Here is a 26,231-nt window from a genome sequence, read left to right as displayed (position 1 = left end):
CAAATTTATTCCATTAACCTCCTTATCAACTCCGCGCTTTGCTTATTGCCTTCCTCCAGCCTTCCCTTAAAAAAGGCCTGCACCTCGTTGAAGTGTTTCTTATAACCTTCCATATCGCCATAACCTATGATGGCGCTCCATTCCCTCACGGCGGAGTGAAACTCCAGATCGTCGCCGCGGATGGTTTTATCGTATAGCGCGGTCTGGATCGATTCTTCCAATAGCTCCTCGTTCTTAAAAAGATATTCGGCAATGCCCAGGCGCAACCTGAATGGCGGAGTTTGGCAGATAAGGTTATCGTATGGATTTACGCCCAGGTGGTACCAGGCATCAACCATACTTAATATACTTAAGTGCGAATTAGGTTTTTGGTGCCCTGCATCCTGCGCTAGCGAAAACTCCTGCATTACCTTGTCGTTGAACATGATAGGCTTACGACTTTCGTGGAATACAAAATCGCGCGCGCGGTAAAGCCGTTCCCGAAACCCGGCCTCCTCTTCTTTGATCATCAGTTTAAACAATTCCGATTCGGAATTGGCGTATTGCTTTACCTGCTGCCGCGCATACGGGTTTAAAATGGCCAACCCTGCGTACACATGCGCCTTGTAACTAAAAATGCGCAGCGTGGTCAATATTTTTACGTTATCTATTCCTCCAGCGTATGAGGCATTCTCCCAGGGGAAAAAGCCAGCCGATTTCCAGGCGGTGCCCATACTTTCGAAACCTACATGCGTTACGGCTTGCGTATCGGCCACTATTTTGTCGTGTTCGTGGTAATCAGCAATTTCTACCACATCGGTTTCCACCGCGGTAAACAAATCGAACATCTGTTGATAAGAATCTCCTGAGTGGCGGTGCGGTATCAGAATAAGTTTTTGCCCTTTCGGCTGGAAGCCCGGCCCATGCATGGCATGAAAGGTGATGATCTGCGCATCTGCGGGCAGGTACTTCTCAAATACGGCAATCTCCGGGTGTTTTACCGAAGTTTGCCCGGCCACTATTGCGCCATATTTGGTTGATGGACCGTAAAGCGCTACTACCTGCTCCAGTTTGTCGGCCTCTACCGAGTAGATAATGAGGTCGCTTACGCGCGATACATCCTTTCCATCGTCCATCAGTTTTATGCCCAATGGCTGTAGCTCCTCTTCCAAACGTGCGCGGTTGGCGGGAAGGTCGCAACCGCAAACGGCGTAACCTGCCCTGGCAAACGCCTTGGCGTATAACCGCCCCATATCGCCCAATCCAATAAACCCTATATGCATCTTACAAATAAAAGGCCTAATATATGCTTTTGCTATTTACAGGCAATTAGTAAAAGTTTCCATCTTTTTTATATTTTTAAGATGTGAATTTAGCTATTAGGCAAATCGGGCAAATTACAGCCAAATAATATCTTAAAATTAATTTTACAAACTATAGGTTACATTTTGCCGTTTAAAGGTTGTATGCCTTTTTGAATAAAACTTGTTACCCCCGCTATACACGTTATATGATAAAGCTTCCGAAATTAACCGTAATTATTTTCACACTTATTTTTACAGGTATTACCGCTGTCGGCTACGCGCAGGATACGGTAAAAAAAACAAGACCTGTGGTTGTTAAGCCAGCCACCGGGCAGGCCTCAACATTGAAGCCCATAGTAAAGCAACCAGCCACAGGCGCGCCGCCAAAATATACAGCAGTGAAAACAGCCGTTACTACAGCAGGCCAAAAGCCGGCAACTACCGGCATCACTATCGTTAAACCTATACCGCAATACATCCCCGATAATCCTGCCTTGCTGAACGATAAAAGCCTGAACGGGCAATACCAATACTTGCTGACCAAAGTTTACCATTACCAGCAACCGTTGATCATGGCCCTTTGGAAAAACTACTCAGATACGCTGAGTGCAACGCGCCGCAAGCTTACCGAAGCCAGCACTAAATTAAAGTTGCAAACGCAAAAGGCGGATTCGTTGCTGGCGGATATTACGGCTAAGGACCAGACCCTATCCACCTCAAACGCGAAGGCCGATAGTGTAAGCCTGCTGGGTATGCCACTTACCAAAGCCACTTACAACTGGATAATGTGGGGTTTGGTGGTGGGGTTTGGTGCAATTGCCATTGTTGTTATCGCCAGTTCGGGGGCCCACCGTCGCGAGGCCAATTACCGCACCAAGCTTTATAACGAGCTGGAAGAGGATTACAAAACCTACAAGGCTAAAGCCAATGAAAAGGAAAAGAAGCTTGCCCGCGAACTCCAAACCGAACGTAATAAGCTGGATGAGTTGTTGGGGAAAGGCTAAGCCTAACTCTCCAATCCTCTATTGGGCGAACATTACAATTACATAATGAAGGCTTTTTTATTTGGCTGGAACCCTATAAAATTTGCCTGGGCGGATATGGATGATGATATCCAAAAGCTTAAAACAACAGGCAAATTAGTTGACAATTGGAGCGTGGCCAGCCATAAAACAATCCAGCCCGGCGATAGAGCTTATATCGTAAGGCTCGGGGTTGAACCTAAGGGAATCTTTGCCTCGGGTATTATCTCATCAGAAGCATACGTCGCTTTCCGTAAAGGCAGGCATTACCACCGCATAGAAATCAGCATCGATACTTTATTAAACCCAGATAAAGAGCCTATTCTCACCATGGATATCCTGAAGACCGGCAACCTTGCAAAGCAAAACTGGTCGCCGCAGGCCTCGGGCATATCCATACACCCCGAATTGACCGACGAACTGGAAGGCGTTTGGCAGGATTTCCTGCACCCTTAGCCATGTCGCAAAACCGCCATTAACAGGTCGTTTTTGCACGCTACCGTGGTGGTGGTTTTTATATACCTTTGGTTTAACAAAACAAACACCAACACTATGGCAACTCAAATTTTCGTGAATTTACCCGTGAAAAACCTGGATAAATCTGTGGATTTCTTCAAAAAATTGGGATATTCCTTTAATCCGCAATTTACCAACGAACAAGCCACCTGCATGATCGTAAGCGATACCATTTACGTGATGCTGCTGGTACACCCCTTCTTCAAAACTTTCAGCAGCAAAGAAATTGCAGACTCTACCAAGGTAGTGGAATCTATCACCTGTCTTTCTGCAGAAAGCCGCGAAGCGGTAGATGATATATTCAGCAAAGCAGTAGAAGCCGGCGCAACCGCTCCTAAAGACAAAATTGATTACGGCTGGATGTACAGCTGCAGCTTTGAGGACCTCGACGGTCACCAATGGGAATACGCGTGGATGGACCCTGCCGGCATGCCACAGCATCAATAAGATATTTCTACAACGGCGCACAGCACCCGAATTCAGTTTTTGGGTGCCGCTTTTTTATCTGCGCCGCTGCGTGTGTAATGGAATTTGTCTTTCAGCTTGAGGAACCAGGCTTCGAATACAAATGAAAAACTCACGATAACGGCGAGGAATATACACTTAAAGCCTATAGTAGCCCATAAAGGCAACTGGGTGAAATACTGCATCCATGGCTGCAGGTTCCTTGTCCCGGAAAACAGTTCCTGCCATATGTAAATGCTGTACGATAGCATGCCTAACGTGGTTAAAATGGCGCTGCTGAGTATTTTCGACAGGATATCTTTTTGACTGATGGCAATAACCAGGGCCAGCCCAATGAGTATCGCCGACAAATATTCTGACAGGTATTTAGTGTAAAACAGAAAAGTTTTGGCAGGAACGATAATCCCCACCAACAGGATTGCCAGGCTTAAGAGCTGGTTCACTTTCAGCTTCTCCGGATTGATGATTCCTTTAAACATCAGTAGCGAAAACACCGAGCCGATTAGGATGACTACCGGCCCCTTCCAAAACATGTAATTGCAAATGCGTGCAAGCAAATGTAAAACAGCATTACTTGCAAATACAGCAGGCGCAAAGTGATTTATTACACAAACTACCGGCACCACAATTACTATAGCCAATGATATAATAGTGTACCATCTTATATTAAGCACCAATAAAATAGGGAAGGTAAGATAAAACTGCACCCCTACCGCCAGCGGCCATAAATGCGCGGTATAAGGCTCCTGCTGCACGGGCATGTTCTTAAAAAACAGCATGGCCGCAATAAAATCGAATAGCCGGATATGCAATTCAAAAACATGGTTAAGCCCGGCAAGCACCAGCAAAAACAACCAGGCAACCGGCAATATGCGCAGGGCCCGGCGGATGTAAAAATACTTTAGGGATATACTGCCATTCCGCAGTTTTTCCTTAATGAGCAGCGTGGTAATCAAAAAACCGCTCAGCACAAATAAGATATTCACCCCGGTGGCGCTGTTAAAAAAGATGCCGTAGTGCCGGGTATAATCGTTTACCCCAAAGTGCCCGAATACCAGCAGCAATATGGCCAGCCCCCGCAAGCCATCGAGCGCAGGGTAGTGGCTTTGCTGCAATGCAGCAGGAACGGCGGTTATATCTGCAGATAATTTATGGAGTAGTTGTTTAAGGTAAGCCAAGGCGTTTTTAGTGCTGATGAATAGGTTGGCTAAGATAACTAATTGCGGTACTATAATTTGGCAGATTGTATCGTTTACCTAAAAACACCGTAATGTATAATAAACGCTATTCCTTAAAACAACGATATGAAACTTATCGCCAAAAACACCTTCATGCTGGCACTGTCTGTAGTCGCACTGCTTAGCGCCTGCACTAAAACCGAAGGCACCGGGCCTACCGTTGCAAAATACACCAGCCCAAAAGGCACTACCATTAATTTAACCACGAGCAATTGGTATGTCACCCGTTTTACCACCGGTGGCGGCGGTGCGGTTAACCTAAAATTGGAGGGCACCACCAATGCCGATAAAATTATATTGAAAACTCATGGCGATGGCCTGATAAGCGATAATGAATTGCCTTTAACCACCGGCAAAAAGTTCAGCACCGATGCAGGTATCTCCTTCACGGCAACCAGCGTGCCCGCAGGCAACTTCACCGCAAGTACACAGTTAATAGCCTATAAAGGAAGCGACGTATTCGTGGTAGATTTGGTAAGCGGAGAGTTGCATTATTGAAACTTAAGATAGTTCAATTTGCTTTGGCTATAATTCCGTAGCATGTCTTCTCTATTTTGCAATCAAATTGGCTAACGGTAACGATTGCCCCATAGGGTTTTGCAGGCTTAATAATTACAAAATCGCCCTTAACGAAAAGCTTTGTATCATTACACAACTCCAAAACCCTTATCATATCGTTGGTGGCCGTACGAACTATAGTCGACGCATTAAATGCAAATATCCCGCAGGGGCCGGCAGATTGATGCTCGATAACGCTGCCTTGAAGCGAATCGGTCAAGGTAAAGTACTTCCAATTATTAAGGCAAGCGCTTCGCTGATATGCCTTCTTGGGTATAGATGCACAGGTGAAGCAAAAGCAGCAAATACAAATAAATAGAAGTAGCTTCCGCATAGCTAAATATAACTAAAGATGCCTCTTTTTTGCAGGGATGGTTTTGTTAGTAACTTGCCTGCCAATTGCCGATTGCTTAGACTGGCCTAAGGGAGAAATTAAACGATTAATTAAAAAACTACAGCCTAACTATTTGGGCAATCTAATTAGCCGCGAGTATGGTGCCGTAATAGGTTTTGTAATTCTTCCGGTCGTAAGCCGCTATTACCGGCATCGACACGAATGAGATGGGTTTATTGCCGGGTTTGATATTAACCCTTGCCCCCTCTGCAAAATCCGCATGCATGCTGGAGAGTTCCAGCACCCGAATAGTGTCCTTTTTATTTACTTCAATTATGCTAACAGATGCGCAGGTAGCACGACCGCAATACATGCCATTATTAACCTGGGCTATTACTTTGGCGTTCCTGATAGTTTCGGTTAATTGGCCGTAGCTCCATACATGCTTAGAATCAACTACCTTCGGCGTTCGGGTTTTGATTGGCTTATTATTGTTGCAGGCGGCAATAGAGATAACCACGAGCAGTGAAAAGAGTATATTAAAAAAGAGTTTGTGTCGAGCCATGATAAACTATAAAATCGGGTCTTGCCGATTATCCCAAAAGAAAAGTATTTCAATTGATGTTTCGCCAACATCGTAAAACATTGAGCAATTTCGATGTATAAACGCTTTTCTTAAATTCACGTTGCCATCAACAGCTTTAAATATATACGGAAACTCACTTATTTTGCCTACAACCTCATATACCCTACGCCTAAATTCCCGTTCTTCACGTACGCTGAATCGTTCGGCGATTTGCTGCCCGATAGAATAGAAGGTATCTTCTGCCTCATCAGAAAAAATTACATCAAGCACTATCTAACGGGGTATTTCACTTTGATCTCCTCAAATGTTTTATACCTGCCTGTTTTAATATCTTCTCTTCCCTTGGCGATTCCGGCTAATACATGTGGAGGTAACTCATCTTCCACAACGTCCTTAAAAAAAGATATCTCTAACGCTTTCAAAAAAGCATCGAACGCCTTTTCCTGTTCTTCGGTGGGATTTACTATATAAGTTGCCATATCCAAATTTAACTAAAATTATCCAAACGCAAAAAAGCCACCCTTTTGCAAGAATGGCTTCGCTATAAGATAGGATTCTGGCATTTAAATCATTTTACGGCGCGAAAATTCTTTTTGAATTCTTCCATAGAGATTGTCCGACCGGCTTCGAAATCTTCCTCGCCTGCTTTTATTCCGGCTATCACATGGGGTGGCAATTCTTCATGATTGTCATCATGCATTATATAGAAAACGTCCAGCCCTTCCAGAAATGCTTCCAACGCTTTTTCCTGTTCCTCTGTTGGGTTTACAATATATGTTGCCATATCCAAATTTAACTAAAATTATCCAAACGCAAAAAAGCCACCCTTTTTCAAGAATGGCTTTTTCAATTTCGGATCTTCCGGTACTATCACACTTTGATCTCAACTTCAACGCCGCTTGGCAATTCAAGCTTCATTAAAGCATCTACAGTTTTTGAGTTAGAGCTGTAGATATCCAATAACCTCTTGTAAGAGCATAATTGGAATTGCTCGCGTGCTTTTTTGTTTACGTGTGGTGAACGTAATACAGTGAAAATTTTCTTTTCGGTTGGCAAAGGCAGCGGTCCGCTTACTACAGCGCCGGTTGGCTTTACTGTTTTTACGATCTTCTCGGCAGATTTATCTACCAGGTTGTAATCGTAAGATTTCAATTTGATCCTAATTCTTTGGCTCATGTTATTTGTTTTTTGGCTGGCTATAAGAGCTATTAATTATAACCCGCCGGTTTATTGTTTTGAAAAGCTGATTGGCAACTATTCTCTAATCACCAATCAACTATTCTCTAATTCTTAGTTATTACCAGCTGCTCTCTTACCTCTTGCTTTGGCAACTACTTCTTCCTGCACGTTACGTGGGGCTTCTGCGTAGTGGTCAAACTCCATGGTAGATGTAGCACGGCCAGAGGTGATTGTACGTAACTGGGTTACATAACCAAACATTTCTGAAAGTGGTACAGTAGCTTTAATTACCTGTGCACCAGCACGTGAATCCATACCTAACAGTTGGCCACGACGACGGTTCATGTCACCGATAACATCACCCATGTTTTCTTCAGGGGTAAGGATCTCGATTTTCATGATCGGCTCAAGTAATACCGGTTTACATTTTGGCAATGCCTCGCGGTAAGCCATCTTAGCAGCTAACTCGAAAGATAGCGCATCTGAATCGACTGCGTGGAACGAACCATCAATTAACCTTACTTTTAAGCTGGTTAACGGGTAACCTGCCAGTACACCATTCGCCATAGAAGCTGCGAAGCCTTTTTCTACAGATGGGATAAACTCGCGAGGGATAGAACCACCGCTAATTTCGTTCACAAACTGTAAGCCTTCTTTACCTTCGTCGTTTGGTGATAGTATAACCTGTATATCGGCAAATTTACCACGACCACCGGTTTGTTTCTTGTAGGTTTCGCGGTGTTGAACAGTGCCAGTGATCGACTCTTTGTAAGCCACTTGTGGCGCACCCTGGTTAACCTCTACTTTAAACTCACGTTTCAAGCGGTCCATGATGATATCTAAGTGAAGCTCGCCCATACCGCTAATTACGGTTTGGCCGGTTTCTTCGTCAGATTTTACGTGGAATGTTGGATCCTCTTCTGATAATTTACCTAAAGCGATACCTAATTTATCTACATCGGCCTGTGTTTTAGGCTCAATAGCTAAACCGATAACCGGGTCAGGGAAGTTCATCGATTCAAGGATGATCGGGTGTTTCTCATCGCAAAGGGTATCGCCTGTTTTGATATCCTTAAAGCCCACTACCGCAGCAATATCACCTGCACCTACGTTAGGTATAGGGTTTTGCTTGTTAGCGTGCATTTGGAATATACGGCTGATACGCTCTTTGTTATCAGAACGCATGTTATGTACATACGAACCTGCTTCTAAATTACCCGAGTAAACACGGATAAAGCAAAGACGGCCTACGAATGGGTCAGTCGCAATTTTAAATGCTAAAGCTGCAAACGGCTCTTTTTCTGATGGCTTACGTAAAATTTCTTCGCCGGTGTCAGGGTTGGTACCAATGATACCTTCCACGTCCATTGGCGAAGGAAGCAATTCCATCACGTAATCAAGCATGGTTTGTACACCTTTGTTTTTGAACGATGAACCGCAAACCATAGGAACTATCTTGGCATCTAAAACAGCCTTACGTAAAGCGTCAAGCACTTCGCGTTCGGTGATGGTTTCAGGTGCATCAAAGAATTTCTCCATCAGGCTCTCATCATAGTCAGCAACAGATTCGAGCAATTTCTCTCTCCACTCTGTAGCTTCTTCTATCATATCCTCCGGGATAGGCACTTCGGTAAAGGTCATACCTTTATCATGCTCATTCCAAACAATACCTTTCCAGTTGATCAAATCCACAACGCCTTTAAAATGCTCTTCAGCACCAATTGGCAATTGCAAAGGAACAGCGTTACTGCCTAACATGCTTTTTACCTGTTTTACAACATTTAAAAAGTCGGCACCAGAGCGGTCCATTTTGTTAACGAAACCAATACGGGCAACGTTGTAGTTATTAGCCAGGCGCCAGTTAGTTTCTGATTGCGGCTCAACACCATCAACAGCACTAAATAAGAACACCAAACCATCCAGTACACGTAATGAACGGTTCACCTCAACGGTGAAATCCACGTGTCCCGGGGTATCAATAATGTTGATATGGTAGTTTTGGCCCCTGTATTTCCAACCAACGGTTGTAGCAGCAGAGGTAATGGTAATACCACGTTCCTGCTCCTGCGCCATCCAGTCCATTGTAGCTGCACCTTCGTGTACTTCGCCAATTTTGTGGCTAACACCCGCATAGTACAATATACGCTCTGTGGTGGTGGTTTTACCGGCATCAATGTGGGCGGCAATACCTATATTTCTTGTATATCTTAGATCTCTTGACATTTTTGTTTTTTTTTGATTTCACTGATTTTTGTGATTTCACCGATTTGGTACGATCACGCTTAAGGGCGCAATCATACTAAATCAATGTAACCGTAATATATAATCGGTGTAATCCTTTTTATATCGGTGTAATCTTATTAGAAACGGAAGTGAGAGAACGCTTTGTTGGCTTCAGCCATTTTGTGCGTATCTTCTTTCTTCTTCACAGCAGCACCTTCGCCTTTTGCAGCAGAGATGATTTCGCCGGCCAATTTCTCCATCATGGTTTTTTCGCCACGACGACGTGCATAGCTAATTAACCATTTCATACCCAAAGCAACCTTACGCTCTGGACGAACTTCGGTTGGTACCTGGAAGTTTGCACCACCAACACGGCGGCTTTTTACTTCTACGGCAGGCATTACATTGTTCAAAGCTTTTTTCCAGCTATCTAAACCGTTTTCGCTGGTTTTCTTTTCAACAATATCAATTGCGTTATAGAATATAGTATAGGCGGTAGATTTTTTACCGTCGAACATCATGTTATTTACAAACCTGGTTACCAAAACATCATTGAATTTTGGATCAGGAAGAAGGATTCTTTTTTTTGGTTTTGACTTTCTCATTGTTACTATCCTCCTTTAATTATTTCTTTTTCTTAGCTGGTGCGCCTTTTGTAGGTGCAGCTACCTGACCTGGTTTAGGGCGTTTGGTTCCGTATTTAGAGCGGCGTTGGTTACGGCCCGCAACACCTGATGTATCCAATGCACCACGGATGATGTGGTAACGTACACCAGGTAAATCTTTAACACGACCACCACGGATCAAAACAATTGAGTGTTCTTGTAAGTTGTGGCCTTCACCAGGGATGTAGGCGTTAACTTCTTTACCATTTGTAAGGCGCACACGTGCAACTTTACGCATTGCTGAGTTTGGTTTTTTAGGGGTAGTGGTGTACACACGGGTGCACACGCCTCTTCGCTGTGGACAGCTGTCCAACGCTGGTGACTTACTCTTGTCAACCAGAGCTACTCTACCTTTTCTAACTAATTGCTGAATAGTAGGCATTTTTTCCTTTTTGTATTTACTGTTTTATCCTTATTTTAAGGACTGCAAAGGTAGGCACTATTTTTTGATTTTCAAGCGGTTGGCAGAAAAAGTTTTTGTAATAGGCTGATTAGGTGGGCAGATGGCGGAAATGGGGTGATTTTGAGGGGATTTGGGGCGTTTCAACCCGCAGGTTACCTCTTACAATCTCCTGTATTAATGCCAAAGCAGGGCATGAAATATATTTGGCAAATTATACGCAAACATTTCTTCTCCGTATTCTTTTACGTGCTGTTCTTTGTCCTTTTTGTAATGCATGTTTTGAAGCAGCTGAAATACGAACAGATTAAAGCGGAAAATAACGGTGAATGGCCTTACGCCCATAGAGAGTGGGTAGGCGTACTCTTTTACATTGCAGGCATATTATTCCTGATAATATGCATGTTTAACGGAGCACTCAAACGTAACAAGGGCGATAAGTTTTATTTTGTATTAGGCTTAGCCATACTCGTGCCGATGATTATCTACGGAATTATGGTAAATTGAAAAGCAAGGCTTATGCTGCTATCTCCCGTTAGCCCTCCCAATGGCTATCAGGACTGCAAGTGCTCGTTCCTGCGGGCTTTCCGCTGCTATCGGGTTTAGTTGGGTTGAGATATTGCGAGCGCCCTATCCAATAGCGTTTTGATAACATGGGCTTTCTGGTCTCGCGGTGCCTTATCAGAAGCCGCTACGGCGACAAAGAGGTAAGGCAATTTTGTTTTTTAAATTTATTATTTTCGTTCGCATGAAGAAGACGGTCATTGTTATATTGACATTTACATTACTGGGTGCTGTAACGATGATTATTACCTGTAACCGGATGGCAAATACAGTAGCCGAAAATTCCAAAGAATTTCCGATTATTTATACTAAAACAGTGGACTCTGCTTACCTTTCTCTTTTTGGAGCAAAGGATAGTATCCATGATGCAGAAACGATGACCGTTAAAGGGCGTAAACCCATATCGGCTTTCGCTTATGGTAATGAATATTTTATTGAAATTTCGAAGCTAAATTGCCCGGCTAACCGCCCTTTGGATTCAATCATCACGATAAGTTATAAAGAAACCCGAATGTCCCAAAATGTGGTTTACACATCTCCATTTTCCAGGCTTTCGGTTATATCCAGTTATGCAGCGCAAAATCAGGAAACCAGCCAGCACCTTTATGTAACCATTTTTGGCGATGGCATATCACAGATAAGCAAAAATGATTCAACCATAATTTATCAGGGTAAACTAAAGAATTTTGGGCTAAAGTATTCTTTGAATAGCCTACAGAACATTTATTTACGACAGGAGGAAAAGCAAATAGAGCCCGTCCGCATAATTTTTGCCCGGAGGAACAATTCCACTTACCTTGTGCTGATAGGGAAGAAATCTACTGGAGGAGCGGATGAAAGAACGTTTGATGGTCGTGTTTTCAGATAAACCACCCGCCATCCGTAGGGGCTCCAGATAAGGCACGACCATTATTAATTTGAAAAGCATTGCCTGTGCTGCTTTCTGCCGCCAGCCCCGCTATTCGCTGCAAGTCCTCGTTCCTGCGGGCTTTCTGCTGCTATCGGGTTTAGTTGGGTTGGGCTTGTTTCAATGTATTAATTACGGCGAATTCGCCATAATTAAAAGCCAAATACATCAGCGAAAACGCTGAAAAATTTATACAGCCACGCGCAGATGCCCGACTGGGCGGAATTCATCTTGTTTCTATCCTCACCTTAAAATAGGCGAATTTGACTTTATCCGAATACGCCTCTTTATACAATTGAAAAGCAATCGACTTATCACCAAGCCATTTCAGTTCCTTTATAGACCATGTTTTAAGGCCGAAAGCTTTTTTTTTCTTGATTGCTGTTAACCCAACACCCTTATTTATATCGTACAAGACAATTAACGCCCGATGAGCGTAATATTTATCATAATCGGGCATATCATAAGAGGAATATGTTACAAACCGATCGCATAGTGGTGATACCAGTATCCCAAGAAGCCCCGCATCAAAATCAGCTGGTAAAGGCATTGTCTTGCCGCTTTTAATTTCAAATAGATATGTTTCGCAAACTTCATCACATCGACTTTTTACGATGACTCCTAAGTTTTTAACAAAACCACTCGAGTCTAAGTTACACCGGGGCTTGTTCAAACTGTCAAGGCCTTTATATTCGGCCGACGTGATTGTTATCAGCTTGTCGTCTAATTCGTCAATCGTTTCGTCTTGCTTTTCGTCTATAATCCTTGTTGCAGAGTCCGAATCAGTCATGGCTTCATGCATGACATGTATTGTATCTTTTTGTGAGATTACAAATTTCTGTTCCCCGCGCCTTTTGCAGGCAATGAGTACAGCCAATCCAAGCATAACTACAAAGCGATTTTTCATGTATCCAAATGAATTTACAAAAGCGCAAACAACCTAATTCTTCACGCTCATCAACTTCCCCAGCCCCAAAGGCGCAACAACGTTTATATTTCCCTTATCGTCGGTAAGCACTTGTATCAGGGTGAATTTACCTTTATAGTACCAATAGAAGCCGTTAGATACCGGTACCTCGTGTTCGGCGAAAGATTTATCGGTTACAGGCTTAATGCGTTGGATGAATTTCACGAAGTCGACAGGTTTGGCTTTCGATATAGTACATATGGCTGCAAAGCCCCTGTTGGGTATCACGATAACCGAACCCCATTCACCCACCAGCTCCGGCCCGTTTGCCTGCAGGTTTAATGCGTAGCTGGCGGCATAGTCTTCGTTGCCCAAAAAATTGAATTCTGTTTTATAGATATCCCCATCGAATATTTTTGTAACCTTTTCCACCTTTTGGCTACCCACATTGGCAAGGGCATCTTTGAATACCTCATCGGCGGGTTTGTTCCATTTTTCGAAGTCGGTTTTAAAAAGCGGCGAAAAGCCTCCGGGCATATCCAGCATCAAAACAGTGGTGGTGCCTTCCAGGTCCACGCGGGAAACCATTTTCCCTATGCCGCCTTTTTGGGCAACGCTGGCATCCGAATAAATGCGTACGGTTAAATAAGGCTTAGCTTTATCGTAAGTGCTGATATCTACGCTATTGGCCTGGCCGAAACAAACGCTACCGAACAACAGCAGCAATAAGACAAGATTAAATTTTTTAGCGTGTAGCGATAAGGTCATTTCAGGACTGTTTAAGGCAGGTAAATTACATATAATCCCGAATAATTAAACGGCTCAAGAGCAGGCTTCACTCCCGCTGCCAGGCTACTGGCGTATCGTTCACGAAGGCTTTTTCTATCTTACCGGCAGCATCTCTGGTAAACTTTAAGGTAAAGCCAGGCTCGTTGTTATAGAATTGTAATCCCTCTACCCTAAAAAATTCAAGTTTGCCGCCGTCCCAGCTTTGGGTTATCATTAATTTGTTGCCCATGGCGGTAATTTGCAGCCACATTCCATTACCGCCGTTTTTAAACCTCCCTTCAAAATCTTTCAATTGCCCCGGCATAAAACGCGAAGCGTTTTCTAAAGCTTTAATATGATAACCGGCCCCCGGATTACCAGGGTCCAATTCCAGCGAACGGCGATAACTTGCCATTGCCGATTTCATATCGCCGCAGGCCTCGGCGGCAGCAGCAATGCCGTCATAAGCTATCGGGCTTTGCGGGTACCAGGCTGCCTGTTGCTTAAAAATGGCCAGCGCCTGTTTATTGCGCCCTTGTTTCAGCAACGTTTTGCCATAATTGTTGATGTCTCTTTCAGAAAATTGACTCCCCGCCGATTTCAGTTTATTAAAGATAGCCGGGGCGGCGGCTATGCCTTGCTGGCGCAGGCTATTGAATAGCTTAGTCATGGTTTCGGGATTATCATAGCCCAACTGCAACCAGCGCATGGCCCAGGTAGTTTGCCTGCCCATGAAACGGTTGATAATTGCGTCGGCTATTTTTAATGACCTATCGCCGCGGGTAAAAAACACCAGGCTTTCTTTTGTAGCAGGGTAGGCGATATAAAATGAATAAAAATCGCCGGTGCTTCCCCAATGCCAAATGGCTTTACCCTTTTCGTTCTGCTGCAGGCCCACGCCCAGGCCCCAATCTATATACTCATCGGCCTTAACCGTATCGCGCTGATACCATCGCGCGTTGCTCTGCCGGGCAAACATCCGTTGTTTGGTAGCAGGCTTTAGCCCCTTGCCGTTTATCAGTGCTTGTAAGAACAGGTTATAATCATGTGCGGTAGTAAGGAGCGTAAAGGCTGCGTTGGGCGTCATCCACTTCAATTCTTTATCTTCCGCGCCCAGCATAGTGCTATCCGGCTTGTCGGTTTCTGTGTAAGTGCTGTTACTCATCTCCAGCGGGATAAAAACTTCCTGCTGCATCAATTGCTCAAACGGCATCTTCATTATTTTCTCCACAGCTTTTTGCAGGAACCAGATACCCTCACCCGAGTAGGAGAAAGAAGTGCCCGGCTCAAATAACAATTTAACCGGCGCATGGGTATCAAATTGCGAGAATTCTGCCAGACCGCTGCTATGGCTCAACACCATCCGCGCCGATATTTTGGCAAAGCGCGGGTCGGTCGTGTCGAACCTGTCGTACGCCCCAATATAGGCCATTAAGGGCGTGTCCAGCGAAATAAGCCCCTTATCGTAAAGCCGCATCACCGCATAAGCGAAAACCGATTTCCCTAACGAACCCGCCCTAAATATAGTACCTGCGACGGTTGGATCGGATGAACCTTCAACCCCAACGCCCACATTGAGCGCCGTAGTTTTACCATTTACAGTATATGACAGTTGCAAGCCCGGCAACCCATTGTCGCTCAGCATATTTTTCAATTGCCTCAAGGTTTGGGCACCGCAAGGCATCCATGCCGAAGCTAAAAAAAATAAAGTAGTGTATAATTTTATTGCGCGTTGACTAAGCATATGGTAAAGATATCGCCAAAATGAATTAAAACAAATATAATTTTGATATTTATCTATTTAAAAGAATAATAATCTAATTAAATTCAATTCAATCGTCCTATTCGAAATAAAATTCCAGCACTTTCGCGATGTGTAATGAAGACGAGATACGCTGAGCGTTACGAAGAAAAGAAAATATTAATTTCTAATATAATTATTATACTATAAATATAATTTGAGAGTTATTCCAATAATTAACCGAATTAAAATCGGTCAGTTAGTAATTAGTTAAGATTAAACGAAAGCAGGTATAGCGCAAGGCCAAGCCTGCTTTTTATGCTTTAAAGGGTTTTCAACGCCGGATTTTTACTTGTTTTTATAGTTAACTTAGGCTTTCCCAAAATCCTATCGAAATGAAAAAAACAGACCTCGTATTTTTTGCCGTTTGTGCGCTTATTTCCTGTAAACCAAAACCATCGGCAGACAGCCCCTCCTCCGGCGATGTTGCCTTCCAGAAGCTGGCAGATGGTTATATAAATGGCTACCTGGCCATGCGGCCCTCCAGCGGTGTTTACCTGGGCTACCACCAATACGATGGCAAGGTTAGCGACTATAGCAAAGCATCATTGGACAAAGAACTGGCGCGCTTGAAAGATTTTGAAGCAAAGCTTACCACAACCGATACCACAGCACTTAGCCCCAAAGCATTCCTGGACTACCGCATATTGCGTTCTGCCATCAAGCAGGAAATTTTCAGCTTTGAAGATATAGGTGCATTCACCAAAAATCCAATGACCTACGCCGGCGCCATCGACGTCAGCATTTATGTAAAGCGGAATTTTGCGCCGATTGAGGACAGGGTACGGTCTATCATCGCCATAGAAAAGCAAGCCGGAAAAATAATGGCTGATGCCAAACTTAACCTCAACGACACCCTTGCCAAACCCTATGTAGAAACCGCCATAGAGATAGCAAAGGGCTCGGCTGACTTTTTAGGCGGCGATCTGAAAGTTGCCCTCAAGGATGTAAAGAACGATTCGCTGATGAAAGCTTTCAACGCAGCAAACGATGCCGCAATAAAAGCAATCAATGGCTTCGCCGATTATCTCAGCAAAGAAAAACTACCCAAAGCCAATAACAAATACGCCATCGGCGCGGCTAACTACCAAAAAATGTTGCTTTATAATGAGGGCATCACGTTAACACCTGCGCAGATATTGGAACTTGGCCTTAAAGAATTAAAGAAGGAACAGGATTCTTTCAATGCTGCTGCTAAAATCATCAACCCCAACAAAAAGCCGATAGATGTTTACAACGATTTGCAAAAAGAACACCCAACGGCCGCCAACCTGCTGCCCGAATCGCGCAAGAACCTCGAGAAAATAAGGCAGTTCCTGGTGGATAAAAGCATTATCAGCATACCATCAGAAGTGCGGGTGAAGGCAGAGGAAACACCACAATACGCGCGTGCCACCAGCACGGCATCGATGGATACGCCCGGTCCTTTCGAAACCAAAGCCACCGAGGCTTATTATTACATTACCCCGGTCGACCCGAAATGGGACGCTAAACAACAGGAAGACTGGCTAAGCCAGTTCAACTACTACACAACAGACATGGTCACCATCCACGAGGCATACCCGGGCCATTACACCCAGTTTTTACACTTGAATGCCTCGGGTGCCGACAGGATAGAAAAAATATTCGGCAGCTATGCTTTTGTAGAAGGTTGGGCGCACTATACCGAAAAGATGCTGGTAGACGAAGGCTACGGCAATACTGGCGACCCGGTAAAAGCCGCCAAATACCGTATTGCCCAATCGGGTGAGGCCCTTTTGAGGCTTTGCCGTTTATGCGTATCGGTTAAAACCCATACCCAGGGCATCTCGGTTGATGAAGGCACAAAATTTTTTATGGACAACTGGTACCAGGGCGATAAACCATCGCGGCAAGAGGCCCTACGCGGCACTTTCGATCCGGGCTACTTGTTTTACACCGTAGGCAAACTGGAATTGCTGAAGCTGCGCGAGGACTACAAAAAACAAGAAGGAGCCAACTATTCGCTTAAAAAATTCCACGATGAAGCCTTAAGCCACGGTATGCCGCAGGTGGGCATGCTGCGCGAAATTATGCTGAAAGATAAAAGCACCTGGAAAAACGTTTTATAATTTTTTAACCAAACAGATAAACCATGAAAACAGACCTGTACACCAAAGTTATTTTAACCATTATTGCCGTGGCCTTAACCTTAAACCTGTTAAAAGGCAGCATTACGCCAGCAATGGCCGATAATAAAAAATACGTAACCCTGCCGGTTAACCCCGATGGCAGCATCAACGTGAATATTAACAAAGTAAACGAGAGCATGGATGTAAACATTAAAAGTGTAGAGCGTGGCGCGTTTTATTATGTATCGCCTATCCCGGTGAAGATCGAAAAGTAACATTTATGGTTTTAATATTTCATTGCGAAAACAAATGACCGTAGACGAAGTGATGACCGAGTTGCAGGCAAATGGCAACGAAAGCATAAAAAAGATCTTGTTGAAACATGGCGTTAAAGAGCCTTTTTTCGGGGTGAAGGTGGAGTATCTGAAGAAAATCCAAAAGAAAACCAAAACAGATTACGAGTTGGCAAAGGGCCTTTTTGAAACAGGCAATGCCGATGCCATGTACCTGGCCGGCCTGATAACCGACGATGCAAAAATGACCAAAGCCGAACTGCAACACTGGGTGGAACTCGCTCTGTCAAACAACATCGGTGAATACACGGTACCCTGGGTTGCAGCCGGAAGCCGTTTTGGTTTCGAGCTTGGGTTAAAATGGATAGATAGCGGCGAGGAAGGTGTTGCCGCCTCGGGTTGGGCAACGCTGGCTAATCTTGTAGCCTTAAAGCCGGATGCCGAATTGGATATGAATGCGCTAAAAAGCTTGTTAACACGCATCGAGCAAACTATCCATACCTCTTCAAATCGGGTGCGCTACCAGATGAATAACTTTATCATTTCGGTGGGAGCATACGTTTCACCGTTAATTGCTGATGCATTTGAAACTGCAAAAAAGAACGGAACTGTGATGGTTGATATGAATGGTACAGCATGCAAGGTGCCGGCGGCAAAAGACTATATTAAAAAAGCCCGCGACAAAAATCCCGAAGGCAAGAAAAAGAAAACTGTAAAATGTTAGGTGCAGTATTTTATCGGTGAAATCATCCCAAAATCGGTGAAATCTAATCTTACTTCAAAACCTCCCGACTTATCACGATCTTTTGTATCTCTGACGTGCCCTCGCCTATGGTGCAAAGCTTGGCATCACGGTAGTATTTTTCTACGGGGAAATCTTTGGTGTAGCCGTAGCCGCCGAATATTTGCACGGCTTCGTTGGCGCAGCGCACCGCAACTTCTGAGGCAAAGTACTTAGCCATGGCCGACTGCTTGGTAACCGGCAGGTGGCGGTTCTTCAATTCTGCAGCCTGCATTACCAATAACTCTGCGGCTTCTATTTCGGTAGCCATATCGGCAAGCTTAAAGGCAATGCCCTGGAAATTGCTTATCGGCTGACCAAACTGGTGGCGCTCTTTAGAATAAGCAACCGCTGCCTCGAAGGCGCCTTTGGCAATACCTAAAGATAAAGCAGCAATGGATATGCGCCCGCCATCCAACACTTTCATGGCTTGTTTAAAACCTTCGCCTTCGGCACCAAGGAGGTTTTCTTTGGGTACGCAGCAGTTATCGAATATCATTTCGGTAGTTTCTGATGCGCGCATGCCAAGTTTGTTCTCCTTTTTGCCCGCGCTGAAACCCGGCGTGTCCCGCTCGATAACCAATGCCGAGATACCTTTGCTATCGCCCTTGTTGCCGGTGCGTACCATTACTACGGCCACGTCGCCGCTTTTGCCGTGGGTTATCCAGTTCTTAGAGCCGTTTATGATGTAGTGGTCGCCATCTAAAACGGCAGTGGTGTTCATGCCCATGGCATCGCTGCCTGTGTTGGCTTCGGTGAGTCCCCATGCGCCCAGCCATTCTGCAGTGGCCAATTTAGGTAGCCAGCGTTGCTTCTGTTCTTCGTTGGCAAAGGCCAGTATATGGCCGGTGCAAAGCGAGTTGTGCGCCGCAATCGATAAACCTATTGAACCGCAAACCTTAGCAATTTCCACAATAACCGTTACGTATTCGGCGTAACCAAACCCCGAGCCGCCGTATTCCTCTGGCACCAGTACGCCCATCATGCCGGTTTCGCCCAGTTGTTTGAAAAGTTCCAACGGGAAGTGCTGTGCCTCGTCCCATTCCATTACGTTGGGGCGGATATGCTTTTCGGCAAAATCTTTGGCCATCTGGCCTATCATTTTCTGGTTATCGCTGATAGAAAAATCGAAGCCTGCGGGCGTATCGGTAGGTAAATGGTCCATCCTGAAAAAGTAGATTTATAATTGGTTGGGATAAAGATACAAAGAAAATACTATGCATGCATAGTATTTTTAAGATTTTATTTGCTAGCCTTGGGGCGCAATAGAGGGAAGAGGACTAAAAAGTAATTTTATTTGAGTTTACTTTTACCCTGCTGACATAGGGCTGTCATTCCCGCATCGTTCCTTTGAATTACAAACTCAAACAACAAGCTATGACAACCATCGAATTTTTTCTGGAACAACTAAACGCCGAAGTGGCAACCACCCGCAAAATGCTGGAGCGCATACCAAACGATAAATACGACTGGAAACCGCACCCCAAAAGCATGAACATCCGTAGCTTGGCCACCCATATTGCCGAACTGCCTACCTGGATACCTATGGTGCTATCTACCGAAGAACTGGATTTTGCCGCCGCCCCTTACAACCCAACCATCATCAACAATACCGAAAACTTGATGGCCCTGTTCGAAAAATCATTTGTAGCCGGATTAGAGGCGCTGGTGGCCGACAAAGAGTGGCTGATGAACGACACCTGGACGCTGCGTAACGGCCCCGAAATTTACAGCCGAGATAAAAAATGGGAAGTGATACGCCTCACCATATCGCAAATCATCCATCACCGCGCGCAACTGGGCGTGTACCTGCGCTTGCTGGATATCCCCATCCCCGGCAGCTATGGCCCAAGCGCCGATGAAGAGTTCGTGCCGATTGAAGTGGAAGAAGCGGCTTAAACGAAACGATGGTTTAGATTTGTCAACTTTTGAAAAGTTGACAAATCTTTCCTTTCCAAATTTTAACTAATTGACGGTCAGCTTAATTATCATATCCACCGGGTCTATGGCAACGCCATTGGTATAGATAAATACGCCTTCGGGCTGTTGCTTAAACTTAAGGGCAGCACCGCTACTTAACAAAACCACTTTGTTTACTTTCTCTTTCAACTGCGGAATAAAAACATAGGGTTCTTTTGGTGCGGTAGTAACGTGGGCATACATGGTTTTGCCGTTTACGGTTGCAACGCCCCATGGCTGCGGCGGTATGGCATTGCCCCTTGTATTGTAAACGCTCTCGCCATTCTTCTGTATCCAGTTACCTACTATTGCCAGCGTATCGGTAAATTCCGATTGTATCTTGCCGTTGGGCATAGGGCCAATGTTCAGCAAAAAGTTGGCATCGCGGCCTGCTGCGTTTACCAGGTAATGGATAATCTGTTTAGAGGTTTTAAAATTCCTGTCGTTGATGTTGAAGCCCCAGCTATTGTTGATGGTTTCGCAGGTCTCCAAAGGTAGGTTGCCAATGGTTTGGTTGGGGGCAAAGCCGGTAGTGTTGGCACCTGGCAGGTCTTTCTCAAACATCTGGAAGTCTTCGCCGTCAATTGGCGTTTCATGATGGTTATTACCTACCAATATGGCCGGGTTTAGTTTGTGTATCAGTCCGTATATCTCGTCGTAATGCCAGTTTACGTCCTTCCGCTCCCAATGCCCGTCGAACCAGATACCTTTTACGGCGGGGTATTTGGTGATCAGTTCGGTAAGCTGGTCTTTCATGAATTTGATGTAGCTATCCCAATCGCCTTTTACGGGCTTGCCATTTACGATAGGGCTACCGAAAGCATAATCGGGCCGTCCCCAATCCAGCAGGGAATAATAAAAATGCAGCTCAATGCCTTCCTTTTGGCACTCTTTAGCCAGTTCCATCAAAGGATCTTTATGATAAGGCGTAGCATCCACGATGTTATAAGGCGACATCTTGGTGCCGAACATGCTGAACCCATCATGATGCCTTGAGGTAATAGTGATGTACTTCATACCCGCTTTTTTGGCAAAGGCCACCCATTCTTTGGCATCGAAAGCCTGCGGATTAAAGAAATCGGCCAGGCGCTTATAGTTGTTATAAGGTATCTTGCGCTCGTGCATCACCCATTCGCCATCGCCCAGAATGCTGTAGATGCCCCAATGGATAAACAGGCCGAACTTTAGCTCCTGGAATTTTTTCCGCGCAGCAAGGTTATCGGCAGTAGGTGCGTATGGACTTTGCGCACGGGTATTTAAGGCAGCCGTTAAAAACAGCAGGCAAATAAGGGTAAGTTTCCGCATAATGATATCTTTAGATTTATTGAGCCGAAAATTAACAATTTTTATGTTTACCCGTAACGTTCACATTTATATTATTTACAGTTAACAGTAATTGGGTAAGCTTGCGGGATATTGTCTGAACCGGGATTAAGCAGATTAACCGGATTGCCGGAATTTATAGCTTGGTTGTCTATGGCGTAAATTCTGCCCATTCATTAATTCAACAAAATCGAGTTCAGACAATTTACCGATAACTATATTTACCCTCATGTTAGATTCCCGCAGAGATTTCCTCAAAAAAGCCGCCATGCTTACCGGCGCGGCCGGCCTAAGCAGCGTTTTGCCACCTTCTATACAAAAAGCTTTAGCTATAAACCCGGCGGCAGGCAGCACCTGGCGCGATGCCGAGCACGTTGTTTTCCTGATGCAGGAAAACCGCTCGTTCGACCATTGCTTCGGTACACTTAAAGGCGTGCGCGGATATAACGACCCACGGGCTATCGATCTGCCCAATAAAAACCCCGTTTGGTTACAATCCAACGAAAAGGGCGAAACCTTTGCCCCCTTCCACCTGGATATCAAAAACACCAAGGCCACCTGGATGAACTCGTTGCCGCATAGCTGGACCAACCAGGTGAATGCCCGCAACGATGGCAAATTCGACCAATGGCTGATAGAAAAAAAATCGGGCAACCCTGCGTATCGCGATATGCCCCTAACGCTGGGCTATCATACCCGTGAAGACCTTCCTTTTAATTACGCACTGGCGGATGCCTTCACCGTGTGCGATCAAAATTTTTGTTCGTCGCTTACGGGTACTACGCCTAATAGGCTATTCTTTTGGTCGGGAACCATTAGGGAGCAGCAAAACGAGGCTTCGCGACCAAGGGTTTGGAACGAGGATGCTGATTTCGGCACCCTCAATTGGACCACCTATCCCGAGCGTTTGGAAGATGCCGGCATCAGCTGGAAATGCTACCAGAACGAGTTGAGCATCCCTGTTGGTTTTGAGGGCGAGCAGGACCCCTGGTTATCTAACTTTACCGATAACCCACTGGAGTTTTTTGAGCAATACAACGTAAAATTGCACGATAAGCATAGCATCTTCCGCAAAAAGATGCTGGAGGTACTGCCCGGCAAAATTACCGAAACCGAGGGCAAGATAAACGCCCTGCCGGCTGGCGATGCAAAACTAAGGCGACTGAAAGAAGAACTGAAATGGATGCAGGAGCAACTGGCCGATATCAAAAACAACCCGCAGTTTTTAGAGCCGGGCGCATTCGATAAGCTATCGCAAAAGCAGAAGAATATACACCTGAAAGGTTTCGACACCAACCGTGCCGACCCACAGTACCACGACCTAACCACTTTAAAATACGACGATAACGGCACCCCGCGCGAAATGCAGGTGCCAAAAAGCGATGTATTGCACCAGTTTAGGCAAGATGTAAAAACCGGTAAGCTGCCAACGGTATCGTGGCTGGTTGCGCCCGAGAATTTTTCGGACCACCCCGGCGCGCCCTGGTATGGTTCCTGGTATGTATCCGAAGTATTGGATATCCTCACGCAAAACCCCGAGGTTTGGAAGAAAACCATTTTTGTATTGAATTACGATGAGAACGATGGCTACTTTGACCATGTGCCGCCATTCGTGGCCCCGCACTCGCACAAGGAAGGTACAGGCAAGGTATCTAAAGGCATCGATACCCGTGTAGAATTTGTAACCCTGCAGCAAGAACAGGAACGCAAAGATTTCCCAACGCATTACGACCGCGAAAGCGCCATAGGTCTGGGCTTTAGGGTTCCTATGGTCATCGCATCACCATGGAGCCGCGGTGGCTGGGTAAATTCAGAAGTGTTCGACCATACCTCCTGCCTGATGTTCCTGGAGAAATTCCTGGCGCACAAAACCGGCAAAACAATCACTGAAAACAACATAAGCGATTGGCGGCGCACCGTTTGCGGCGACCTGACCACCGTATTCCGACCCTACCATGGCGAGCAGATACACAACCCTGTATTTTTAGATAAGGATAAATTTGTGGAAGGCATCCATAAGGCGAAATTCAAAAAACTACCTGCGTTCAAAAAACTCAACGATGCGGATATCAGCTTTATCAAAACTAACCGCCACGCATCGCCGCTGATGCCGAAGCAGGAACCGGGAATCAAACACTCCAATGCACTACCTTATGAACTATATGCAGACGGTGTTTTAAGCGAGGATAAAAAATCCTTCCAAATCAAATTCGAAGCGGCTGATAAGGCATTTGGCAAACAAGCACTGGGTGCGCCTTTCAATGTTTATGCACCAGGCAAACATGCTGGTTTTTACAACCCCGGCCAAATGGAAGCCGTCCGCACCTGGAGCTACGCCCTTACCCCCGGCGACAACCTGAGTGATGAGTGGGCACTGAATGATTTCGAGAACAGCTTATACCATCTGCGCGTGTATGGCCCCAACGGCTTCTACCGCGAATTTAAAGGCAACGCACAAGATCCTGACCTGACTGCCGATGTGCAATACCAACTGGATGCCGCTGGCAAAAAGCTTACCGGCAATATCCAGATTGGCTTTAGCTCGGGCAGTACAACACCGCTAACGGTAGAGGTGATTGATAATGCCTACAAAAGCGCACCGCTTACCCGCACGGTTTATAACGCCGCAAGGTTTACGCCGCTGGTGCTCAACCTGCAGAAAAACCATTGCTGGTACGATTTTACCATCAGGGTTAAAGGGCATACCACTTTCGAGAAACGTTATGCCGGCCGGGTAGAAACCGGCAACCACAGCTTTACCGACCCACTGATGGGTGGGATGGTAGTGTAGCTATTTGAATATCGAACACCGAATTTTGAATGTAGAATAATGAAGTGAAAAAAACAGCTACTTCATCATTCGGCGTTGGGCATTCGGTGTTCGGTATTTCTTCTTGCTTTTACTCCCCGCCCAGCAGCGGGTTATTCACCACCCCGGCAAATAGCACCAGCCCCGTTTTCATTTCACGGATAACGAAGATGAAGGGGCGGTTAAATTCCAGCACGGGTATGGGGCCTGCAGAGGTAGTGCCTATTTCTACGGATGTTACGGCGGCGGCTTCGGTACCCTGCTCGTTCACATCTACGAACGCTTTATGCTTTACATCGGTTATGGTGAGGCCGCCGGCAGCACGGATGCCTGTAAAGTCGGCCATATCGCTAAAGGCATTGCCCATGCCCAGGTTTATCAACGGGTCTTTTAAGGATTTTCCATAGCTGAATTTAAACTTAGGCAAATAAACCTGGCTTTTTTGTGCGCCCAGCCCGGCCATCCAGGTGTTCCATTTATCAGTATTAATACTCGCTATAAGTTCTTTCGCCGATACGCTTGCATCGGGCAGTATGGCCACCATGCTAAACCTATCGTGCGCATAGGGAAATTCGGCAATGATGGTTGTTTTGCCGCCCTCGGTAATGATATTGTTGTTGTAATTTATCTTACCAGCCATAAAATCGGCCTGTACGGTGCCGCTGCCGGGCAGGTTAAAAGTGCGCTTTTTAGTCTCAGCAGCATCGAATTTGGTTTTCCAGATACTTTTGAAATAGATAGCGTTTATTAGGAACATCTGCGATTCGCTGCTGATGGCATCTACAATACTGGGTATCTTGCCGTTGGTTTTATCGCTTACCCAACTGTTGATGGTATTTTGGGCGGCAGGACTGGCAAAATCCAGCGCCTGCACTTTTGCCTGGTAGCTGCTGGTATTTACGTCGATAAACGGCTGCAGCACCTCCAGCCCTTGGCGGTACCAGATGGAGTTGGCTATTTTAAGTTGGGTGTTGGGTTCCAGTCCGGGCAACTCCGTCATCAGCTTATTATAATAGCTATTTACGGCGGGCTGGGTAAAGCCCGTGTAGTTCATGGTGCTGTTAATGGCATCCAGTGTTTCGTTGCGGGCGCCGTTGGCCGTCATCCCCACAGCGAAGCTTACACTAAGCGGCGACATAAACAGATTGTTGTTGGTACCCTCCGATGCTGATATCTCTTTGAAAAGTTTCAGGGTAAACGCATTATCCGCTGCTACTTTTTGTTGTTCGGCGGCGGTAAGCACCAGGCTCTTACCCTCGCCGGGATCTATGCCGTCGTTTTTATTGCAGGAAACTAAGCCAATCATCAATAAGCCAAATAGCAGCGGAGAAATGCGTTTCATAAGATCAGTTTTAGTGGTTAATAAATACATTACGCAGGTGTGTTTGAGGGTGATACAGTAATAAATAAAATTTAGCTGATTTTTACCGCGGAGGCCACAGAGAGTTATACCGTTTAAAAGCAAGTAGTTTTCAAACAATTTTATAAGTTTGCGTAGAGAGCAGGTAGTAAGCCCGTATATTCTTCAACTCGAAGCTTGGGACGCTATCTGCTTTCTTA

27 protein-coding genes are annotated in these 26,231 nt (G+C 45.3%); 11 read left to right on the top strand and 16 right to left on the bottom strand.

Annotated elements, in window-relative coordinates; translation table 11 throughout:
• Positions 1-5: 5 nt before the first annotated feature.
• Positions 6-1,262 (bottom strand): prephenate dehydrogenase, encoded by a 1,257-nt coding sequence (locus E2R66_RS24100; protein WP_133235776.1) that lies wholly within the window; start codon positions 1,260-1,262, stop codon positions 6-8.
• 227 nt (positions 1,263-1,489) lie between these two features.
• Here E2R66_RS24100 and E2R66_RS24095 point away from each other — a divergent pair, with 227 nt between their 5' ends.
• From E2R66_RS24095 to E2R66_RS24085, 3 genes are all read left to right on the top strand, one after another.
• Complete coding sequence (locus E2R66_RS24095) at positions 1,490-2,287, top strand: hypothetical protein (protein WP_133235778.1); 798 nt, start codon at positions 1,490-1,492, stop codon at positions 2,285-2,287.
• A 45-nt stretch (positions 2,288-2,332) separates the two neighbouring features.
• On the top strand, positions 2,333-2,761 hold the full coding sequence (locus E2R66_RS24090) for a hypothetical protein (protein ID WP_133235780.1): 429 nt from the start codon (positions 2,333-2,335) through the stop codon (positions 2,759-2,761).
• A gap of 96 nt (positions 2,762-2,857) precedes the next feature.
• Positions 2,858-3,268 carry a VOC family protein gene (locus tag E2R66_RS24085; RefSeq protein ID WP_133235782.1) on the top strand — a complete coding sequence of 137 codons (411 nt, stop codon included), beginning with the start codon at positions 2,858-2,860 and terminating at the stop codon, positions 3,266-3,268.
• Positions 3,269-3,300: 32 nt separating this feature from the next.
• Here the strand turns inward: E2R66_RS24085 and E2R66_RS24080 are convergent, their stop codons facing one another.
• A complete protein-coding gene (locus E2R66_RS24080; RefSeq protein ID WP_158288497.1) occupies positions 3,301-4,464 on the bottom strand; it encodes an acyltransferase family protein in 1,164 nt (387 codons plus the stop codon).
• 126 nt (positions 4,465-4,590) lie between these two features.
• Between E2R66_RS24080 and E2R66_RS24075 the strand changes: the two genes are divergently transcribed.
• Complete coding sequence (locus E2R66_RS24075; protein WP_133235786.1) at positions 4,591-5,022, top strand: hypothetical protein; 432 nt, start codon at positions 4,591-4,593, stop codon at positions 5,020-5,022.
• 536 nt (positions 5,023-5,558) lie between these two features.
• Here the strand turns inward: E2R66_RS24075 and E2R66_RS24070 are convergent.
• The 8 genes from E2R66_RS24070 to rpsL all read right to left on the bottom strand — a co-directional run bounded on the left by E2R66_RS24070 (position 5,559) and on the right by rpsL (position 10,451).
• Positions 5,559-5,981, bottom strand: coding sequence for a hypothetical protein (locus E2R66_RS24070; RefSeq protein WP_133235788.1), 423 nt, complete (start codon positions 5,979-5,981; stop codon positions 5,559-5,561).
• Between the two features lie 6 nt (positions 5,982-5,987).
• Entirely contained in the window at positions 5,988-6,272 is a 285-nt protein-coding gene (locus tag E2R66_RS24065; RefSeq protein ID WP_133235790.1) for a type II toxin-antitoxin system RelE/ParE family toxin, read from the bottom strand.
• Positions 6,272-6,481 carry a DUF2683 family protein gene (locus E2R66_RS24060; protein ID WP_133235792.1) on the bottom strand — a complete coding sequence of 70 codons (210 nt, stop codon included), beginning with the start codon at positions 6,479-6,481 and terminating at the stop codon, positions 6,272-6,274. Before E2R66_RS24060 ends, E2R66_RS24065 begins: the two co-directional genes overlap by 1 nt.
• Positions 6,482-6,570: 89 nt before the next feature.
• The gene (locus E2R66_RS24055; RefSeq protein ID WP_133235794.1) at positions 6,571-6,786 is read right to left on the bottom strand and encodes a hypothetical protein; all 216 of its coding nucleotides are present in this window, start codon (positions 6,784-6,786) and stop codon (positions 6,571-6,573) included.
• 86 nt (positions 6,787-6,872) lie between these two features.
• Positions 6,873-7,178, bottom strand: coding sequence for a 30S ribosomal protein S10 (gene rpsJ / locus E2R66_RS24050; RefSeq protein ID WP_022830652.1), 306 nt, complete (start codon positions 7,176-7,178; stop codon positions 6,873-6,875).
• Positions 7,179-7,292: 114 nt separating this feature from the next.
• Complete coding sequence (gene fusA, locus E2R66_RS24045; protein ID WP_133235796.1) at positions 7,293-9,404, bottom strand: elongation factor G; 2,112 nt, start codon at positions 9,402-9,404, stop codon at positions 7,293-7,295.
• Positions 9,405-9,541: 137 nt separating this feature from the next.
• A complete protein-coding gene (rpsG, locus tag E2R66_RS24040; RefSeq protein WP_067190073.1) occupies positions 9,542-10,009 on the bottom strand; it encodes a 30S ribosomal protein S7 in 468 nt (155 codons plus the stop codon).
• Between the two features lie 19 nt (positions 10,010-10,028).
• The gene (gene rpsL / locus E2R66_RS24035) at positions 10,029-10,451 is read right to left on the bottom strand and encodes a 30S ribosomal protein S12 (RefSeq protein ID WP_090645085.1); all 423 of its coding nucleotides are present in this window, start codon (positions 10,449-10,451) and stop codon (positions 10,029-10,031) included.
• A gap of 213 nt (positions 10,452-10,664) precedes the next feature.
• Here rpsL and E2R66_RS24030 point away from each other — a divergent pair, with 213 nt between their 5' ends.
• Both E2R66_RS24030 and E2R66_RS24025 read left to right on the top strand, forming a co-directional pair.
• Positions 10,665-10,976, top strand: coding sequence for a hypothetical protein (locus tag E2R66_RS24030; protein ID WP_133235798.1), 312 nt, complete (start codon positions 10,665-10,667; stop codon positions 10,974-10,976).
• Between the two features lie 241 nt (positions 10,977-11,217).
• On the top strand, positions 11,218-11,901 hold the full coding sequence (locus E2R66_RS24025) for a hypothetical protein (RefSeq protein ID WP_133235800.1): 684 nt from the start codon (positions 11,218-11,220) through the stop codon (positions 11,899-11,901).
• 265 nt (positions 11,902-12,166) lie between these two features.
• Here E2R66_RS24025 and E2R66_RS24020 read toward each other — a convergent pair whose 3' ends face one another.
• The 3 genes from E2R66_RS24020 to E2R66_RS24010 form a co-directional block, all read right to left on the bottom strand.
• Positions 12,167-12,847, bottom strand: a complete 681-nt coding sequence (locus E2R66_RS24020) for a hypothetical protein (protein WP_133235802.1) — start codon at positions 12,845-12,847, stop codon at positions 12,167-12,169.
• Positions 12,848-12,880: 33 nt separating this feature from the next.
• The gene (locus E2R66_RS24015) at positions 12,881-13,615 is read right to left on the bottom strand and encodes a hypothetical protein (RefSeq protein WP_133235804.1); all 735 of its coding nucleotides are present in this window, start codon (positions 13,613-13,615) and stop codon (positions 12,881-12,883) included.
• A 67-nt stretch (positions 13,616-13,682) separates the two neighbouring features.
• The gene (locus tag E2R66_RS24010) at positions 13,683-15,359 is read right to left on the bottom strand and encodes a serine hydrolase domain-containing protein (RefSeq protein WP_133235806.1); all 1,677 of its coding nucleotides are present in this window, start codon (positions 15,357-15,359) and stop codon (positions 13,683-13,685) included.
• A gap of 392 nt (positions 15,360-15,751) precedes the next feature.
• Between E2R66_RS24010 and E2R66_RS24005 the strand changes: the two genes are divergently transcribed.
• The 3 genes from E2R66_RS24005 to E2R66_RS23995 are packed head-to-tail and all read left to right on the top strand — an operon-like array spanning position 15,752 to position 18,523.
• Positions 15,752-17,506 carry a DUF885 domain-containing protein gene (locus tag E2R66_RS24005; protein WP_133235808.1) on the top strand — a complete coding sequence of 585 codons (1,755 nt, stop codon included), beginning with the start codon at positions 15,752-15,754 and terminating at the stop codon, positions 17,504-17,506.
• Positions 17,507-17,529: 23 nt separating this feature from the next.
• Positions 17,530-17,781 carry a hypothetical protein gene (locus tag E2R66_RS24000; RefSeq protein WP_133235810.1) on the top strand — a complete coding sequence of 84 codons (252 nt, stop codon included), beginning with the start codon at positions 17,530-17,532 and terminating at the stop codon, positions 17,779-17,781.
• A gap of 34 nt (positions 17,782-17,815) precedes the next feature.
• Positions 17,816-18,523 (top strand): DNA alkylation repair protein, encoded by a 708-nt coding sequence (locus E2R66_RS23995; protein ID WP_133235812.1) that lies wholly within the window; start codon positions 17,816-17,818, stop codon positions 18,521-18,523.
• A gap of 49 nt (positions 18,524-18,572) precedes the next feature.
• On the opposite strand, the gene E2R66_RS23990 is transcribed toward E2R66_RS23995, so the two are convergent.
• A complete protein-coding gene (locus tag E2R66_RS23990; RefSeq protein ID WP_192902004.1) occupies positions 18,573-19,745 on the bottom strand; it encodes an acyl-CoA dehydrogenase in 1,173 nt (390 codons plus the stop codon).
• 212 nt (positions 19,746-19,957) lie between these two features.
• Here E2R66_RS23990 and E2R66_RS23985 point away from each other — a divergent pair, with 212 nt between their 5' ends.
• The gene (locus tag E2R66_RS23985) at positions 19,958-20,479 is read left to right on the top strand and encodes a DinB family protein (protein WP_133235814.1); all 522 of its coding nucleotides are present in this window, start codon (positions 19,958-19,960) and stop codon (positions 20,477-20,479) included.
• A gap of 66 nt (positions 20,480-20,545) precedes the next feature.
• Here E2R66_RS23985 and E2R66_RS23980 read toward each other — a convergent pair whose 3' ends face one another.
• Positions 20,546-21,844 carry an alpha-L-fucosidase gene (locus tag E2R66_RS23980; protein ID WP_133235816.1) on the bottom strand — a complete coding sequence of 433 codons (1,299 nt, stop codon included), beginning with the start codon at positions 21,842-21,844 and terminating at the stop codon, positions 20,546-20,548.
• 247 nt (positions 21,845-22,091) lie between these two features.
• Between E2R66_RS23980 and E2R66_RS23975 the strand changes: the two genes are divergently transcribed.
• Complete coding sequence (locus E2R66_RS23975; RefSeq protein ID WP_133235818.1) at positions 22,092-24,653, top strand: phosphocholine-specific phospholipase C; 2,562 nt, start codon at positions 22,092-22,094, stop codon at positions 24,651-24,653.
• A gap of 109 nt (positions 24,654-24,762) precedes the next feature.
• On the opposite strand, the gene E2R66_RS23970 is transcribed toward E2R66_RS23975, so the two are convergent.
• Entirely contained in the window at positions 24,763-26,013 is a 1,251-nt protein-coding gene (locus E2R66_RS23970) for a serpin family protein (protein WP_133235820.1), read from the bottom strand.
• Between the last annotated feature and the right edge of the window lie 218 nt (positions 26,014-26,231).

The sequence above is a fragment of the Mucilaginibacter psychrotolerans genome (assembly GCF_004519315.1).
Taxonomy (GTDB): Bacteria; Bacteroidota; Bacteroidia; order Sphingobacteriales; family Sphingobacteriaceae; genus Mucilaginibacter; species Mucilaginibacter psychrotolerans.
The sequence above is the reverse complement of the archived record's forward strand: the minus strand, read 5'-3'. Positions and strand labels throughout refer to the sequence as shown.